Source organism: Pseudomonas nitroreducens TX1, assembly GCF_000313755.1.
GTDB classification, from domain to species: Bacteria; Pseudomonadota; Gammaproteobacteria; order Pseudomonadales; family Pseudomonadaceae; genus Pseudomonas; species Pseudomonas nitroreducens_A.
In genome coordinates, this window is the sequence record NZ_AMZB01000122.1 from 138,620 (window position 1) to 155,591 (window position 16,972).

Annotated in this window: 15 protein-coding genes; 12 read left to right on the forward strand and 3 right to left on the reverse strand. The window is 66.2% G+C overall.

Translation table 11 applies throughout. The annotated features are described in order from the left end of the window. Positions 1 to 36: 36 nt before the first annotated feature. Positions 37 to 759 (reverse strand): ComF family protein, encoded by a 723-nt coding sequence (locus C167_RS0120680; RefSeq protein WP_017520211.1) that lies wholly within the window; start codon positions 757 to 759, stop codon positions 37 to 39. Positions 760 to 784: 25 nt separating this feature from the next. Next, positions 785 to 1,078, reverse strand: a complete 294-nt coding sequence (locus C167_RS0120685) for a hypothetical protein (RefSeq protein ID WP_017520212.1) — start codon at positions 1,076 to 1,078, stop codon at positions 785 to 787. 243 nt (positions 1,079 to 1,321) lie between these two features. On the opposite strand from C167_RS0120685, the gene bioB reads away from it, so the two are divergent. From bioB to C167_RS0120735, 10 genes are all read left to right on the forward strand, one after another. Beyond that, positions 1,322 to 2,380 (forward strand): biotin synthase BioB, encoded by a 1,059-nt coding sequence (gene bioB / locus C167_RS0120690; RefSeq protein WP_017520213.1) that lies wholly within the window; start codon positions 1,322 to 1,324, stop codon positions 2,378 to 2,380. Positions 2,381 to 2,626: 246 nt separating this feature from the next. Next, the gene (gene bioF, locus C167_RS0120695) at positions 2,627 to 3,832 is read left to right on the forward strand and encodes an 8-amino-7-oxononanoate synthase (protein WP_017520214.1); all 1,206 of its coding nucleotides are present in this window, start codon (positions 2,627 to 2,629) and stop codon (positions 3,830 to 3,832) included. Beyond that, a complete protein-coding gene (locus C167_RS0120700; RefSeq protein ID WP_017520215.1) occupies positions 3,825 to 4,550 on the forward strand; it encodes an alpha/beta fold hydrolase in 726 nt (241 codons plus the stop codon). The genes bioF and C167_RS0120700 overlap by 8 nt, the downstream gene beginning before the upstream one ends. Next, on the forward strand, positions 4,543 to 5,340 hold the full coding sequence (gene bioC, locus C167_RS0120705) for a malonyl-ACP O-methyltransferase BioC (protein ID WP_017520216.1): 798 nt from the start codon (positions 4,543 to 4,545) through the stop codon (positions 5,338 to 5,340). Before C167_RS0120700 ends, bioC begins: the two co-directional genes overlap by 8 nt. A gap of 104 nt (positions 5,341 to 5,444) precedes the next feature. After that, complete coding sequence (gene bioD / locus C167_RS0120710) at positions 5,445 to 6,128, forward strand: dethiobiotin synthase (RefSeq protein WP_017520217.1); 684 nt, start codon at positions 5,445 to 5,447, stop codon at positions 6,126 to 6,128. A gap of 72 nt (positions 6,129 to 6,200) precedes the next feature. Then, positions 6,201 to 6,437, forward strand: coding sequence for a hypothetical protein (locus tag C167_RS0120715; protein ID WP_017520218.1), 237 nt, complete (start codon positions 6,201 to 6,203; stop codon positions 6,435 to 6,437). Between the two features lie 309 nt (positions 6,438 to 6,746). Further along, positions 6,747 to 8,552, forward strand: coding sequence for a phenylacyl-CoA dehydrogenase (locus C167_RS0120720; protein WP_017520219.1), 1,806 nt, complete (start codon positions 6,747 to 6,749; stop codon positions 8,550 to 8,552). Between the two features lie 171 nt (positions 8,553 to 8,723). After that, positions 8,724 to 10,004 carry a sensor domain-containing diguanylate cyclase gene (locus C167_RS0120725; RefSeq protein WP_017520220.1) on the forward strand — a complete coding sequence of 427 codons (1,281 nt, stop codon included), beginning with the start codon at positions 8,724 to 8,726 and terminating at the stop codon, positions 10,002 to 10,004. 118 nt (positions 10,005 to 10,122) lie between these two features. After that, positions 10,123 to 11,919, forward strand: a complete 1,797-nt coding sequence (locus tag C167_RS0120730) for an acyl-CoA dehydrogenase C-terminal domain-containing protein (RefSeq protein ID WP_017520221.1) — start codon at positions 10,123 to 10,125, stop codon at positions 11,917 to 11,919. 208 nt (positions 11,920 to 12,127) lie between these two features. Further along, on the forward strand, positions 12,128 to 13,906 hold the full coding sequence (locus C167_RS0120735; RefSeq protein WP_017520222.1) for an acyl-CoA dehydrogenase C-terminal domain-containing protein: 1,779 nt from the start codon (positions 12,128 to 12,130) through the stop codon (positions 13,904 to 13,906). Positions 13,907 to 14,347: 441 nt separating this feature from the next. Here C167_RS0120735 and C167_RS0120740 read toward each other — a convergent pair whose 3' ends face one another. Next, entirely contained in the window at positions 14,348 to 15,226 is an 879-nt protein-coding gene (locus tag C167_RS0120740) for a LysR family transcriptional regulator (RefSeq protein ID WP_017520223.1), read from the reverse strand. Between the two features lie 100 nt (positions 15,227 to 15,326). Between C167_RS0120740 and C167_RS0120745 the strand changes: the two genes are divergently transcribed. Continuing rightward, a complete protein-coding gene (locus tag C167_RS0120745) occupies positions 15,327 to 16,034 on the forward strand; it encodes an MOSC domain-containing protein (RefSeq protein WP_017520224.1) in 708 nt (235 codons plus the stop codon). A 206-nt stretch (positions 16,035 to 16,240) separates the two neighbouring features. Beyond that, on the forward strand, positions 16,241 to 16,972 hold a 732-nt coding region (locus C167_RS0120750; RefSeq protein ID WP_017520225.1), incomplete at its 3' end, for a PhoX family protein.

The window sequence follows — 16,972 nt, forward strand, 5'->3', positions numbered from 1 at the left end:
AAGGGGCAGATGTCGGGAATGTGGCCGAACGGCCCTCTATTGCATGAGCGGTGTGCGCGCCAGGCAGTAGACGTCGACCCGCCGTGCGCCAGCGCGGCGCAGCAGGCGGGCGATGCGTTCGGCGGTGGCGCCGGTGGTCAGCACGTCGTCCACCAGCGCCAGGTGCAGGCCTTCGATCCGTGCACCGTCGCCCAGGGCGAAGGCGCTGCGCAGGTTGCGCTTGCGGGTGGCGGCGTCCAGGCCTTGCTGGGCCGGGGTGTCCTGCACGCGGCGGACGAGGTGGTTATCCACCGGCAGGCCCAGTGGCGCGGCCAGCCATTGCGCCAGCAGCTGCGCCTGGTTGAAGCCGCGTTGCCGTTCGCGCCGGCGCGACAGCGGCACGGGGATCAGTCGGTCCGGGCGCGGCAATCCTTCGTCAAAGGCATGCAGCAAATGGCGTTCGAGCAACTGACCAAGCAGCCGCCCGAGCGGCGCATTGGCCTGGTGCTTGAAGCGGGTGATCAGCGCATCGACGGGGAAGCCGTAGCGCAGCGGAGTTTCGACGCGGTGAAATGCGGGTGCGCGGCGCAAACAGGGCCCGCAGGTCAGGCCGGTAACGGGCAGGGGCAGTGCGCAAACGGTGCAATGCCCGGCCAGCCAGGGCAGGTCGTCGTCACAGCCGGCGCACAGGGGCAGGGCGGCCTGTTCCGCCGCTGCGCCGCAGAGAAGACATTGCACCCGGGGGCGCCACCAGACGGGGCGCCAGTGAAGCAACCGCATTTCGCCCCTCCGTGGGCGGCGCTGCTCAATGGATCAGCCAGCTCAGGACCACCAGCCCCAGCACCGTCCAGATCAGCCCGCCGAAGATCGAGCGCCGCATGAAGGCGCGGATGCCACTGTAGAGCAGCAGCAAGCCGATGAAGAGCAGGACGAAGCTGAAGATCGAGACGTCGATTCCCACGGCGCGCGCCAGGCCGTGGAAGAAGTCGTCCATCGCGCGCCACAGGCCGCCGAGCACGCCTGACAGCAGATCGACGATGAAGCGGATGGCCTTGCCGACCATCTGGCCAAGGCCGTCGAAGAATCCTTCTGTTCCCATCTGGGGTATGACTCCTGAATGTTCTGACTGATTGGAGCGGCGAGGGCGCGGATCGGTTCAGCCGCGGCGGCAAATCCATCCGTGCAATTGGTCGATAAATGTTCACTTGTCGACCTGTGTCGCGAGAGTGGTTGACAGCGTCACAGCTCCACATATGATGCCTTGAGCCTGATTTCCCCGGTGGCGCGCCGCCGGGGCACCCCTGGACAAGAGGCGCCCCCAAGCGTCGAAGGACTTTTGCCGATGAGTGCCACCGCAGCCCAAGCAACCCGCCACGACTGGACTCTTGCCGAAGTCCGGGCCCTGTTCGAACAGCCCTTCAACGACCTGCTGTTCCAGGCGCAGACCCTGCACCGGGCACATTTCGATCCGAACCGCGTACAGGTGTCGACCTTGCTGTCGATCAAGACCGGCGCCTGCCCGGAAGACTGCAAATATTGCCCGCAGTCCGGCCACTACAACACCGGCCTGGACAAGGAAAAGCTGATGGAAGTGCAGAAGGTGCTGCAGGCCGCAGCCGAGGCCAAGGCCATCGGCTCGACGCGCTTCTGCATGGGCGCCGCCTGGAAGCATCCGTCGGCGAAGGACATGCCCTACGTGTTGGAAATGGTGAAGGGCGTGAAGAAGCTCGGCCTGGAGACCTGCATGACCCTGGGCAAGCTGACCCAGGAGCAGACCCAGTCGCTGGCCGAAGCGGGCCTGGACTACTACAACCACAACCTCGATACCTCGCCAGAGTTCTACGGCAACATCATCACCACCCGTACCTACAGCGAGCGCCTGCAGACCCTGGCGTACGTGCGCGAGGCGGGGATGAAGATCTGCTCCGGCGGCATCCTCGGCATGGGCGAGTCGGTGGACGACCGCGCCGGCCTGCTGATCCAGCTGGCCAACCTGCCCGAGCACCCGGAATCGGTGCCGATCAACATGCTGGTGAAGGTGAAGGGCACCCCGCTGGCCGAGGAGAAGGATGTCGATCCGTTCGACTTCATCCGCACCCTGGCGGTCGCCCGCATCCTGATGCCGAAATCCCATGTGCGCCTGTCCGCCGGCCGCGAGCAGATGAACGAGCAGATGCAGGCCCTGGCCTTCATGGCGGGCGCCAACTCGATCTTCTACGGCGAGAAGCTGCTGACCACCACCAATCCGCAGGCCGAGAAGGACATGCAGCTGTTTGCGCGTCTGGGCATCAAGCCCGAGGAGCGCGAGGAGCACGCCGACGAGGTGCACCAGGCCGCCATCGAGCAGGCGCTGGTGGAACAACGCGACTCCCAGTTGTTCTACAACGCGGCTTCGGCCTGACCTGCTTTTCATAGGAGCGAGCAAGCTCGCTCCTCCAGTGCCCCTCTCCCTAACCCTCTCCCGCAAGCGGGAGAGGGGACCGTTCAGTGCAGGCCGAAGTCTCTGTATCAGCCGGCACGAACTGTTCCCTCTGCCTTCAGAGAGAGGGCTGGAGAGAGGGGAAGCATCGGCACGGACTTCGTGGAAGAAGACTGTTGCTCCTGCAGGTCCTTCATCCGGAGGACCGCCGCCGACACGGGGTTACGCATGCCTTTCGATCTCGCCGCCCGCCTGGCCCAGCGCCAGGCGGAGGACCTCTACCGCCGCCGTCCGCTGCTGGAATCGCCGCAGGGACCGGACGTGGTCATCGACGGCCAGCCGATGCTGGCCTTCTGTTCCAACGATTACCTGGGCCTGGCCAATCACCCCGCGGTGATCGCCGCCTTGCGGGCCGGCGCCGAGCGCTGGGGCGTCGGCGGTGGCGCCTCGCACCTGGTCAACGGCCATTGCGGTCCGCACCATGAGTTGGAGCTGGCGCTCGCCGAGTTCACCGGTCGCCCGCGTGCGCTGCTGTTCTCCACCGGCTACATGGCGAACCTGGGTACTGTCACCGCCCTCGTCGGCAGGGGTGACAGCGTGCTGGAGGACCGCCTCAACCACGCCTCGCTGCTGGATGCCGGCCTGCTTTCCGGCGCGCGCTTCTCGCGCTACCTGCACAACGACGCCGCCAGCCTCGCCTCTCGGCTTGAGAAAGCCGAGGGCAACACGCTGGTGGTCACCGACGGCGTGTTCAGCATGGATGGCGACCTGGCCGACCTCCCGGCGCTGTGCGCGCAGGCGCGGAAGAAGAATGCCTGGATGATGGTTGACGACGCCCACGGCTTCGGCCCGCTGGGTGCGACCGGTGGCGGCATCGTCGAGCACTTCGGCTTGGGGATCGAGGACGTGCCTGTGCTGGTCGGCACCCTCGGCAAGGCCTTCGGCACCGCGGGCGCCTTCGTCGCCGGCAGCGAGGAACTGATCGAGACGCTGATCCAGTTCGCCCGGCCGTACATCTACACCACCAGCCAGCCGCCGGCGGTGGCCTGCGCCACCCTGAAGAGCCTGGAACTGTTGCGCGCCGAAAGCTGGCGCCGCGACCACCTGAATGGGCTGATCGCGCGCTTCCGCGCCGGTGCCCAAGCCATCGGCCTGGAGCTGATGGATAGCCCGACGCCGATCCAGCCGATTCTCATCGGCGGCAGCGCCCAGGCCATGGCGTTGTCCGCAGAGCTGCGCCAGCGCGGCATTCTCGTCGGCGCAATTCGCCCGCCCACCGTGCCGGCGGGTACCGCACGCCTGCGCGTGACCCTGTCCGCTTCGCACACCGAGGCTCAGGTTGACCGCCTGCTGCTGGCGCTTGCCGAAAGCTGGCAGCGCGTGTCGTCTAGCCTTCTGGCAGAGATCGATGCCGAGGAGGGCGATGATGCGTGACCAACTGATCCTGCTGCCGGGCTGGGGCCTGGGCAGCGCTCCCCTGGAACCGCTGCGCGACGCGCTGCTGGAGCAGGCGCCGCATTTGAACGTGCAGATCGAGCCGCTGCCGGCGGATGCCGACCCGAACGCCTGGCTCGACGAGCTGGACGACAACGTCGCCCATGATGCCTGGATTGCCGGGTGGTCCCTGGGTGGCATGCTCGGCGCCGAGCTGGCGGCTCGCCGTGGCGAGTCCTGCCGTGGGCTGGTCACCATCGCCAGCAACCCCTGCTTCCGTCGCCGCGAGGATTGGCCGGATGCCATGGCCAACGACGTCTTCGAGGACTTCTTCGAGGCCTTCCTGCTCGAGCCGCAGCTGGTGCGCAAGCGCTTTACGCTGCTGGTCAGCCAGGGCGCCCGCGATGCGCGCACCCTCGCTCGCCAATTGCAGGTGGCATTGCCGCAACTGAACGTGGAGGGCCTGACCGCTGGCCTGCAACTGCTGGGGCAGCTCGATACCCGCGCCGCCCTCGGCCGCTATCCCGGCCCGCAACTGCACCTGTTCGCCGCCAACGATGCGCTGGTCCCGGCAAGCGCCGCCGACGCGTTGCTGGACGGGCTGCCGGACGTCGAAGTCAGCCTGCTACCCGGCGCCAGCCACGGTCTGCCGCTGGAGCAGCCGGACGAAGTGGCGAGCGCCATCCTGAAGTTCATCCACGAGGGCGAAGATGCCTGATTGCAGTACCAGCGCGCTGCCCGATAAACGGCAGGTAGCCGCCTCCTTTTCCCGCGCCGCGTCGACCTACGACGCAGTGGCCGACCTGCAGCGCGCTGTCGGCAGCCGCCTGCTGGAGTTGCTGCCGGCACAGGCTGCGCCGCAGCGCTGGATCGACCTGGGTAGCGGCACCGGCTATTTCACCCGCGCCCTGGCGGCGCGTTATCCCCAGGCACAGGGCCTGGCCGTCGATATCGCCGAGGGCATGCTGCGCCACGCTCGCGAGCAGGGTGGTGCGCTGCACTTCATCGGTGGCGATGCCGAACGGCTGCCGTTGCGCGACTCGGCCTGCGACCTGCTGTTTTCCAGCCTGGCGATCCAGTGGTGCGCGGATTTGCCTGCGGTGCTGGGCGAGGCGCGCCGCGTGCTGCGTCCTGGCGGCGTCGCGGCCTTCAGCAGCCTGTGTATCGGCACCCTGGGCGAGCTGCGGCAGAGCTGGGAAGCGGTGGACGGCTTCGTCCACGTGAACCGCTTCCGCGCCTTCGAGCAGTACCAGCAGCACTGCGCAGGCAGCGGCCTGGAAGTGCTGGAGTTGCGCAGCGAGGACCGTGTCCTGCACTTCCCCGACCTGCGCAGCCTGACCCATGAACTCAAGGCGCTGGGCGCGCACAACCTCAATCCCGGCCGGCCCGACGGCCTCACCGGGCGCGAGCGAGTGCGCGCGTTGATCGCCGCGTACGAGCGCTTGCGCCAGCCCGAAGGGCTGCCGGCGACTTACCGGGTGGTTTACGCCGTCCTGCGCAAGAGCTGAATCCTGTAGGAGCGAGCTTGCTCGCGAACCCCTCAGCTCCGGCGCTGCCGGTGAGTCCCGTTCGCGAGCAAGCTCGCTCCTACGAAGAGCACCAGAGGAAAACCATGCCCCACGCCTACTTCGTCACCGGTACCGACACCGAAATCGGCAAGACCACCATCGCTGCCGGCCTTCTGCACGCGGCGCGGCTGGCTGGGTTGTCCACGGCGGCGGCCAAGCCGGTGGCTTCTGGTTGCGAGCGTATTCCCGAAGGCCTGCGCAATTCCGACGCGCTGGCGCTGCTGGGCGAGTGCAGCCTGCCGCTGGCCTACCACCAGGTGAATCCCTTCGCCTTCGAGCCGGCCATCGCTCCGCACCTCGCCGCCCGCGAGCAGGGCGTGAAGCTGACGGTGGCGGCGCTCAAAGGCCCGGTGCGTTCGGTGCTGGAACTGGGCGCCGACTTCACCCTGGTGGAAGGCGCCGGTGGCTGGCGCGTGCCACTGGCGGGGGAGGAGAACCTCTCCGACCTGGCCATCGCTCTGCAGCTTCCGGTAATTCTGGTCGTCGGTGTGCGCCTGGGCTGCATCAACCACGCCGTGCTCAGCGCCGAGGCGATCCAGCGCGACGGCCTGGCGCTGGCCGGCTGGGTGGCGAACATCGTCGATGTGCAGACCTCCCGTCTGGAAGAAAACCTCGCCACCCTCGCCGAACGCCTGCCGGCACCTTGCGTTGGACGCGTGCCGCGCCTGGCCCAGGCGACTCCGGCGGCGGTGGCTGCGCACCTGGACCTGGGCATCCTGGATTTGTAACCAGCCCTTGGCCTGGCGGGCGCCGTCTGCTTGAATAGTGGCCACTTGCTGCTGTGTCGCGGAGGCACTGCGATGGAAATCTCCGGTAATGCTTTCTCTGCGGGTCTGGCCAGCGTCCAGACCGGGCAGCGCCGTGTTGACCAGGCCGGCAGCGATATCGCCAATGCCGGTGCACGTATCGCCTCCAGTGACGCCCTGACCGACCATCTGGTGGACCTGCGCCGTGGCCAGCACGAGGTCGAAGCCGGCGCCAAGGTCATCCAGGCCGCCGACGAAACGCTCGGCACGCTGCTTGATATCCGCGCCTGATCGCGACCTTCCTCTCCCCTGAATTCTGCGCCGCGGCCGGCTGTCCTCGTGACACGCCGGCCGCTCTGCCATGGGCTTTAATTACCCTCAGGGCGACACTGCTAATACTCCCCGCAGACAGCCCGGCGAGCGTGACCAGGCGGTCGGTTTGCACGCTTGACAAGGGTATGGCGTAAATGTATGTTTCAAACGCCTGTTTGACTGTCCGGATGCGTACGCGCACCGACTGGGCGGCCGGGAATGCTCCCGCACTGCGACCGCAGCAACCGGTCGCCCATTAACCAGAACCCTTCGTAGAGGTTTACCGCTATGCCTGATTACAAGGCCCCCTTGCGTGATATCCGTTTCGTTCGCGACGAGCTGCTGGGCTACGAAGCGCACTACCAGAACCTGCCGGGCGCCGAAGACGCCACCCCGGACATGGTCAATGCCATCCTCGAAGAGGGTGCGAAGTTCTGCGAACAGGTGATCGCTCCGCTGAACCGCACTGGCGACCTGGAAGGCTGCAAATGGAGCCCGGAAGGCGTCAAGACTCCGACCGGCTTCAAAGAGGCCTACCAGCAGTTCGTCGAAGGCGGCTGGCCGAGCCTGGCCCATGACGTCGAGCACGGCGGCCAGGGCCTGCCCGAATCCCTTGGTCTGGCCATCAGCGAGATGGTCGGCCAGGCCAACTGGTCCTGGGGCATGTACCCGGGCCTGTCCCACGGTGCCATGAACACCCTGCACGCCCACGGCACTCCGGAGCAGCAGCAGGCCTACCTGACCAAGCTGGTATCCGGCGAGTGGACTGGCACCATGTGCCTGACCGAGCCGCATTGCGGCACCGACCTGGGCATGCTGCGCACCAAGGCCGAGCCGCAGGCTGACGGCACCTACAAGATCACCGGCACCAAGATCTTCATCTCCGCGGGTGAACACGACATGGCCGATAACATCGTCCACATCGTGCTGGCCCGCCTGCCCGATGCCCCGCAAGGCACCAAGGGCATCTCGCTGTTCATCGTGCCGAAGTTCCTGCCCAACGCAGAAGGCAACGTGGGCGAGCGCAACGCCGTGTCCTGTGGCTCCATCGAGCACAAGATGGGCATTCACGGCAACGCCACCTGCGTGATGAACTTCGACGCGGCCACCGGCTTCCTGATCGGCCCGCCGAACAAGGGCCTGAACTGCATGTTCACCTTCATGAACACCGCTCGCCTGGGTACCGCGCTGCAAGGCCTGGCCCACGCCGAAATCGGTTTCCAGGGTGGCATCGCCTACGCTCGCGAGCGTCTGCAGATGCGTTCGCTGACCGGCCCGAAAGCGCCGGAAAAAGCCGCCGACCCGATCATCGTGCACCCGGACGTTCGCCGCATGCTGCTGACTGCCAAGGCCTTCGCCGAAGGCAACCGCGCCATGCTGTACTTCGCCGCCAAGCAGGTCGACATCGTCCAGCGCAGCCAGGACGAAGAAGAGAAGAAAGCCGCTGACTCGATGCTGGCCTTCCTCACTCCGATCGCCAAGGCATTCATGACCGAGGTGGGCTTCGAAGCCGCCAACCACGGCGTGCAGATCTATGGCGGCCACGGCTTCATCGCCGAGCACGGCATGGAACAGAACGTCCGCGACAGCCGCATCTCCATGCTGTACGAGGGCACCACCGGCGTTCAGGCGCTGGACCTGCTGGGCCGCAAGATCCTCATGACCCAGGGCGAAGCGCTCAAGGGCTTCACCAAGATCGTGCACAAGTTCTGCCAGGCCAACGAAGCCAACGAAGCGGTCAAGGAGTTCGTTGCACCGCTGGCCGCCCTGAACAAGGAGTGGGGTGACCTGACCATGAAGGTCGGCATGGCCGCCATGAAGGACCGCGAGGAAGTCGGCGCCGCGTCGGTGGACTACCTGATGTACTCCGGCTACGCCTGCCTGGCCTACTTCTGGGCCGACATGGCTCGCCTGGCTGCCGAGAAGCTGGCTGCCGGTACCAGCGAAGAGGCCTTCTACCAGGCCAAGCTGAAGACCGCGCGCTTCTACTTCCAGCGCATCCTGCCGCGCACCCGCGCGCACGTCGGTGCCATGCTGTCGGGCGCCAACAACCTGATGGACCTGGCCGAGGAAGATTTCGCCCTCGGTTATTGATCGGCGCTATAAACGGGCGGCTCGCCGTCCGTCTGCTGACCAGGAAAAAGCCCGCCGCAAGGCGGGCTTTTTCGTCTCCCAAGCCACACAAATCTCCGCAGAAAATGCCATCATTACGCCACATGCCGTTGCGCTGATGGCGAGCCCGGCACCCACTTTGCGGAACCCCCTGTGCGACCCAAGGCCCCTTACCGGATCAGCCATTTCCTCACGCCCCTGTTGCTGATTCCGGCCGGCATAGCCGCCGGCTCCCTGGGCGAACTGTCTGACTTCTTCATCTCCCTGTTCAATGTGCTGCCGACCCTGCTGCTCCTGCTCGGTGGCGCGCTGTGCCTGGTCTATGGCCGCCAGCGCCAGTTGTTCATGCTGGCGGTGGTGTATATCGCGTATTTCCTCCTCGATACCCAGGTCGACTACTTCCAGGCGCACCGCGTGGTGATGCCCGAGGCGGCGCTGGTGTTCCACCTGTGTTGCGTGCTGTTGCCGCTGCTCTACGGCCTGTATGGCATCTGGCAGGAGCGCATGCACATGCTGCAGGACCTGCTCGCCCGCAGCGCCGCGCTGATCGCCGTGGCCGGCGTGGCGATGGCCCTGGCCAAGCGCTTCCCGCAGGGCCTGGCGGAACTGCTCAGCGACACTTACTGGCCGGTGCTGCACGGCCAGTGGATGAACCTCGCGCAGTTGTCCTACTTCGGGTTCCTCATGGCCTTCATCGCCCTGGTCGCCGCCTACGTGCGCCAGCCCCGCCCGCTGCATGCTGCGCAGCTGTTCGGTTTGGTCGGCCTGCTGTGGATGCTGCCCAAGGTGTTCATCCTGCCCCACGCGCTCACCGTGATGACCAGCCTGGTGATGCTCACCCTGGCCGGCGCGGTGGCGCACGAGGCCTACCAGATGGCGTTCCGCGACGAGCTCACCGGCCTGCCGGGGCGTCGCGCGCTGAACGAACGCTTCCAGCGCCTGGGCCAGCAGTACGTGCTGGCGATGATCGACGTGGACCACTTCAAGAAATTCAACGACAGCCACGGCCACGACGTCGGCGACCAGGTGCTGCGCATGGTCGCCAGCCAGCTACGCCGCACCGGTGGCGGTGGCAAGGCCTACCGCTACGGCGGCGAGGAATTCACCCTGGTGTTCGCCGGCAAGACGGTGGAGCAGTGCCTGCCCTACCTGGATGGCGTGCGCCAGGCCATCGAGGGCTATGCCATGCACCTGCGCGACCGCGGCAACCGTCCCAAGGATGATCGCCAGGGCCGCAGCAAGCGCAGCGGCAAGGATTCGCAGACCGTCTCGGTGACCATCAGCGTTGGCGTCGCCGAGCGCGATGCCGAGCGGCGCAGCCCGGACGAGGTCATCAAGGGCGCTGACGAAGCGCTGTATTCGGCCAAGAGCGGCGGGCGCAACCGCGTGGCCGTGCATGGGCAATCCCGCCGTGGAGCGGTGCGCACCGCCTGAGCGGCCTGCGTTATGACTGCGCATTCAGGGCGTGCAGCGTGATTGTCCGGGCGGTCACGGATCGTTAGGTTCGGGTTTTACGCGCCGCTTCGGCGCACGAACCGAACGGAGATTCGCGATGCCCGAGTACAAGGCCCCCCTGCGCGACGTGCGCTTCCTCACCGACGAAGTCTTCGACTTCACCGGCCGCTACGAAGCCCTCGGCGCCACCGACGCCACCCCGGACATGTTCGCCGCCATCCTCGAGGAAGGCGCGAAGTTCTGCGAGCAGGTCATCGCCCCGCTGAACCGCTCCGGCGACGAGGAAGGCTGCCACTTCGACAACGGCGTGGTGACCACGCCCAAAGGCTTCAAGGAAGCTTTCGCACAGTACGTCGAGGCCGGCTGGAACGGCGTTTCCAGCGACCCGGAATATGGCGGCCAGGGCCTGCCGCCGTCCCTCGGTCTGCTGGTCAGCGAGATGATCGGCGCGTCCAACTGCTCCTGGGGCATGTACCCCGGCCTGACCAAGGGCGCGATGGCCGCCATCCATGCCCATGGCACGCAGGAGCAGAAGAATACCTACCTGCCGCGCATGACCAGCGCGGTATGGACCGGCACCATGTGCCTCACCGAGCCGCACTGCGGCACGGACCTGGGCATCATCAAGACCCGCGCCGTGCCCAACGCCGACGGCAGCTACGCGATCACCGGCACCAAGATCTTCATCTCCGCCGGTGAGCACGACATGAGCGAGAACATCATCCACCTGGTCCTGGCCAAGCTGCCCGACGCGCCCGCTGGTACCAAGGGCATCTCGCTGTTCATCGTGCCCAAGTTCAACCTCGACGCGAATGGTGACGCCGGCGAGCGCAACGCCGTGGCCTGTGGCTCCATCGAGCACAAGATGGGCATCAAGGCATCGGCCACCTGCGTGATGAACTTCGACGGCGCCAAGGGCTTCCTCATCGGCGAGGCCAACAAGGGCCTGGCCTGCATGTTCACCATGATGAACCACGCGCGCCTGGGCACCGGCATGCAGGGCCTCTGCCTCGGCGAGACCAGCTATCAGGGCGCCGTGCGCTACGCCCAGGACCGCCTGCAGATGCGTTCGCTGACCGGGCCGAAGGCACCGGAGAAGCCCGCCGACCCGATCATCGTCCACCCCGACGTGCGCCGCATGCTGCTGACCATGAAGGCGTTCAACGAAGGCAACCGCGCGCTGGCCTACTTCACCGCGCAACTGCTGGACATCGAGCACCTGTCCCAGGACGCCGAGGAGCGCGAGCGCGCGGCCAACCTGCTGGCCTTCCTTACGCCGATCTGCAAGGCGTTCATGACCGAGACCGGCCTGGAAGTCACCAACCACGGCATGCAGGTGTTCGGCGGCCACGGCTTCATCCGCGAATGGGGCATGGAGCAACTGGTACGCGACTGCCGCATCGCGCCGATCTATGAGGGCACCAACGGCATCCAGGCGCTGGACCTGCTGGGCCGCAAGGTCCTCGGCAGCCAGGGCAAGCTGCTGATGGGCTTCACCAAGCTGGTGCACCAACTCTGCCAGCAGCATGCCGAGCATCCGCAGCTCAAGGCCCAGGTGGCCCAACTGGCTGCGCTGAACAAGCAATGGGGCGAGCTGACCCAGAAGGTCGGCATGGCCGCCATGAAGAACCCGGACGAAGTGGGCGCCGCCTCGGTGGACTACCTGATGTTCTCCGGCTACGTGACCCTGGGTTACTTCTGGCTACGCATGGCGCTGGTCGCCCAGCAGAAGCTGGAGGAGGGCGCTGGCGAGAAGGCCTTCTACGAGACCAAGCTGGCCACCGCCGAGTTCTACTTCAGCCGCCTGCTGCCCCGCGCGTCGGGCCATGTGGCGGCAGTGGAGGCCGGCGCCGAGGTGCTGATGCGCCTGTCGGCGGAGCAATTCGCCCTGTAAATCCCCGCGCCAGACAAGAAGGCCCGCCCCGAGCGGGCCTTCTCGTTCAGGCTACATATTGTGACCAATAAATAGTTGTTCGGTCACATCATGACGCTTAAAGTCTGAAAAGTTGTTGGAGTAAACTCCGGCGGCGTACCTTCGAGTACCTCCTATTCTGATACCGCTGGCTGCCAGATCAGCCGTCGTTTTCGTTCGAGGATCCATCATGGCTGACTACAAAGCTCCCCTGCGCGACATGCAATTCGTCCTCAATGAAGTCTTCGAGGTCGCCAATCTCTGGGCCGAACTGCCCGCCCTGGCCGAAACCGTGGATGCCGAGACCGCCTCCGCGATTCTCGAAGAGGCCGGCAAGGTCACCGGCGGCGTAATCGCCCCGCTGAACCGCAGCGGCGACGAAGAAGGCTGCAGCTGGAGCGCCGAGGGCGTGAAGACCCCGGCGGGCTTCCCCGAGGCCTACCGCACCTACGCCGAAGGCGGCTGGGTGGGCGTGGGCGGCGCGCCGGAGTTCGGCGGCATGGGCATGCCCAAAGTGATCGGCGCCCAGGTCGAGGAAATGGTCAACTCGGCCAACCTGTCCTTCGGCCTGTACCCGATGCTGACGGCTGGCGCCTGCCTGTCGCTGCTCAACCACGCCAGCGAAGAACTCAAGGCCAAGTACCTGCCGAACATGTACGCCGGCACCTGGGCCGGTTCCATGTGCCTGACCGAGCCGCATGCCGGCACCGACCTGGGCATCATCCGCACCAAGGCCGAGCCGCAGGCTGACGGCAGCTTCAAGATTTCCGGCACCAAGATCTTCATCACCGGCGGCGAACACGACCTGACCGAGAACATCATCCACCTGGTGCTGGCCAAGCTTCCCGACGCGCCGGCGGGCTCCAAGGGCATTTCGCTGTTCCTGGTGCCGAAGGTGATGGTCAATGCCGACGGTTCGCTGGGCGAGCGCAACGCCGTGTCCTGTGGCTCCATCGAACACAAGATGGGCATCAAGGCCTCGGCCACCTGCGTGATGAACTTCGACGGCGCCACCGGCTGGATCGTCGACGCGCCGAACAAGGGGCTGGCCGCCATGTTCACCATGATGAACTACGAGCGCCTGGGCGTGGGCATCCAGGGCCTCGCCACCGGCGAGCGTTCCTACCAGAGCGCCGTGGAGTACGCCCGCGAGCGTATCCAGAGCCGCGCGCCGACCGGCCCGGTCGCCAAGGACAAGGCCGCCGACCCGATCATCGTCCACCCGGACGTGCGTCGCATGCTGCTGACCATGAAGGCGCTGAACGAGGGCGGTCGTGCCTTCTCCAGCTACGTCGCCATGCAGCTGGACACCGCCAAGTACAGCGAAGAGCCAACCACCCGCAAGCGCGCGGAGGAACTGGTCGCCCTGCTGACGCCGGTGGCCAAGGCCTTCCTCACCGACATGGGCCTGGAAACCACCCTTCACGGCCAGCAGATATTCGGCGGCCACGGTTTCATCCGCGAATGGGGCCAGGAGCAACTGGTGCGCGACTGCCGCATCACCCAGATCTACGAAGGCACCAACGGCATCCAGGCGCTGGACCTGATGGGCCGCAAGATCGTCGGCAGCGGCGGCGCCTACGCCAAGCTGTTCACCGACGAGATCCGTGCCTTCACCGCTTCCGCCTCCGCCGAGCTGGCTGAATTCACCGGCCCGCTGAACGCCGCCGTGCAGAATCTCGACGAGCTGACCGCCTGGGTCCTGGATCGCGCCAAAGGTAACCCGAACGAGATCGGTGCCGCCTCGGTGGAGTACCTGCACGCCTTCGGCTACACCGCCTACGCCTACATGTGGGCGCTGATGGCGCGCGCTGCACTGGGCAAGGAAGGCCAGGACGAGTTCTACGCCAGCAAGCTGGGCACCGCGCGCTTCTACTTCGCCCGCCTGCTGCCGCGCATCCATTCCCTGAGCGCCTCGGTGAAGGCCGGCAGCGAGTCGCTGTACCTGCTGGATGCCGCACAGTTCTAAGCGGTCGCGTATGAAAAAGCCCCGCCTCGGCGGGGCTTTTTCATGGGGATATTTCCTTTCTGACTGACGCTAGTCCGAATCCGTGTAAGCCAAAGCTTACAAACAGCGGCGGTGATCGGCGTCTTTCTGATAAAGGCCTACAGCGGTAACCTTTCTCTCAGTCAGGACATTGCGCAGGAAGCGCCAACGACAATACGGAAACAAGGGAATCCACCAAGGACGGTGGCTAGCACGGACGTCAGGATATCGGTCTGCAAAACCCCGCTTCGCGAGAGGCGGGGTTTTTTCTTGCCTGGGATTTTTGTGTCGCTATGCGCCTGCTTTCGTAGGAGCGGAGCTTCTCCGCGATCACCGCGACAGCGGTGCAATCTCCTGCCACCGGCCTATCGGCCGGATTCGCGGATAAGCTCCGCTCCTACGAGAGCCGCAACTCCTGCCCCGTCACACCGCCCCGTCGAGCAATGACCGCAACAGCTCCACCGTCGGCTGCTGCCGCTGCGCATCGCGATAGACCAGCCCTACGCTCAGCGGAATGCGCGGCTCGCTCAGCGGCTTCCAGAGCAGGTCCTTGTGCCCATGAATCTGCCGGGCGCGGCCGGGCAGTACAGTGGCGAAGCGGCTCTGCGGCAGGCTGTCGAGGATGCCGCCCATGTGGTTCAGCTCCGCCTGCACCCGCGGTCGCCGGCCGATGGCTGCCAGTTGCTCCTGCCAGATCTGCCGGGCGCGGAATTCCTCGCCGAGCAGCAGCATCGGCAGCTCGGCCGCCTGGGCCAGCGACACCTTCTTGAAGTCCTTCAGCGGATGATCCACCGGGATCACCAGTTGCAGCTCGTCCGGGTACAGCTCCACGCCGTGCAGCGCCGGTTGGCGCGGGGGCAGGAAGCCGATGCCGATATCCAGCTGGCCGATCAGCAGGCGGCGCTCGATCTCCACCCCCGAGAGCTCGTAGATGCGCACCTGTACGTGCGGCTGCGCGGCGTGCAGGCGTTCCACCAGGTGCGGCACCAGGCTTGCGTTGACCGTCTGCAGCACACCGATGGCCAGGCTGCGTGCGCTCTGCCCGCGAAAACCGCGCAGGGCTTCGCGCGCCCGTTCCAGGCCTTCGAGCAGCGGCACCGCATGGTTGTACAACGTGTGTGCGGCGGCGGTGGGCAGCAGGCGCTTGCCGCTGCGCTGGAACAGCGCCACGTCGAGGTTCTGCTCCAGGTGGCGGATCTGCTGCGACAGCGCCGGCTGGGAAATCGCCAGGCGTTCGGCGGCGCGCCCGACGTGGCCTTCCTCATACAGCGCAACGAAATAGCGGAGCTGGCGGAAATCCATAAGGTCTGCTTATCAATGAAACTGGAAAATCGAAATGGAGTAATGCCTATCCAGGCCTCTACTCTAGCGCTTGTCCGCTGTCTCAGATGGGTAGACAAAGGTGGAAAGCATCGTCATCCAGGGCGTTTTCATAGGCAAAGTCGAAGAAAGCTGGGGAGGTCTGCTCAGCGACATCGGCAAGCTGGAAACCCATCAGGAAGTCTGGCTCGGCGCCGAAGGGCTGCCGGGGGACGCACGGGCCGACCTGCGCCGCGACGGTGGCCTGGACCGCGCGCTGCACCACTACCCGGCCGAGCACTACCGCCACTGGCGCAAGCAGCACCCGCAGACGCGCTGGCGACAGCCGGCCTTCGGCGAGAACCTGTCGACCTTTGGCCTCAATGAACAGGAGGTCTGCATCGGCGACCTGTTCCGCTGGGGCGAAGCGCTGATCGAAGTGAGCCAGCCGCGTTCGCCCAGCTACCGCCTGGCCAAGCGCTGGAACCTGCCCGACCTGCCTTTCGAGGTGCAGGAACAGGGGCGCTGTGGCTGGTTCTACCGGGTGCGCCGTTCCGGCATGGTCGCCCCCGACGCACCGCTGGAGCTGGTGCAGCGGCACTACCCGCAGCTCACCGTGGCGAGCCTGCTGGACTGGTACTTCGGCCACCCGCTGGAACGTACCGGACTGCGCCTGATGATGGCCTGCGACGCGCTCTCCCTGCGCTGGCGCAAGACCGCCGCGCAACGCCTCACCAGTGGCGTGCTGGAAGACTGGACGGCCCGCCTGGCGGGCCCCGAATGTTCGGAGCAGGGCGGCCTGCAGAGCTGAGCCGCACTGTTTCGCAAATGTCCTCGCGCCCGCCCCCGGACGTCGTCTTGGTCCTGCGGGGCGGCTTTTATCGCCGCCGCCGAGCCTGTCACAGGGTTCGGCGGCGTTGTCATGCCGACGTAACACCGCGTTCCTAACCTTCCGCCGATAGCTTTTACTGACAACCCGAGCCGTCAGAAAGACGGCCGCGCGGAAGGATCCATCTGATGAGTGAGCGTTTCCAGGATTTCCATGACCGACTGGCCGCCTTCGACGACCAATCGATCAACCCCTCCGGCAACCTGCCGATGAGCGAGCTGATCGACGCCTCGCGCCGCCGCCTGCTGAAGAACAGCCTGGTGCTGGGCGCGGTCGGCTTCCTCGGCGGCGGCCTGTTCCCCGGCCGCTCGCTGTTCGCTGCGGACGCCCCGGTACCCACCGCGCTGCTGGGCTTCAAGAGCGTGCCGGTGCAGCAGGACCCGAAATTCGACAGGGTGATCGTCGCCGAAGGCTACAGTGCCCGGCCATTCTTTTCCTGGGGGGACGCCGTGGTGACCGGCTCGCCGGCCTGGAAGGGCGATGCCAGTGAGGACTGGAAAGCCCAGGAGCTGCAGGCCGGCGACAACCATGACGGCATGCACTACTTCCCCTTCCCCGATGCGCCGGACAGCCACGGCCTGCTGGTGATCAACCACGAGTACATCAACCCGACGCTGCACCCCAAGGGCCAGACCTTCGAGGACCGCCCCGACGGTTCGCGCGGCCGCCCGGAAGGCGAGGTGCGCAAGGAAATCGCTGCCCACGGCCTGAGCGTGATCGAGGTGAAGAAGGACGCCGGCGGCCGGTGGCAGCGCGTCGAGGGCTCGAGCTACAACCGCCGCATCACCGGCAGCTCGCCGCTGGACCTGTCCGGCCCGCTGGCCGGCCACGACCTGCTGCGCACCGCCAGCGACCCCGAG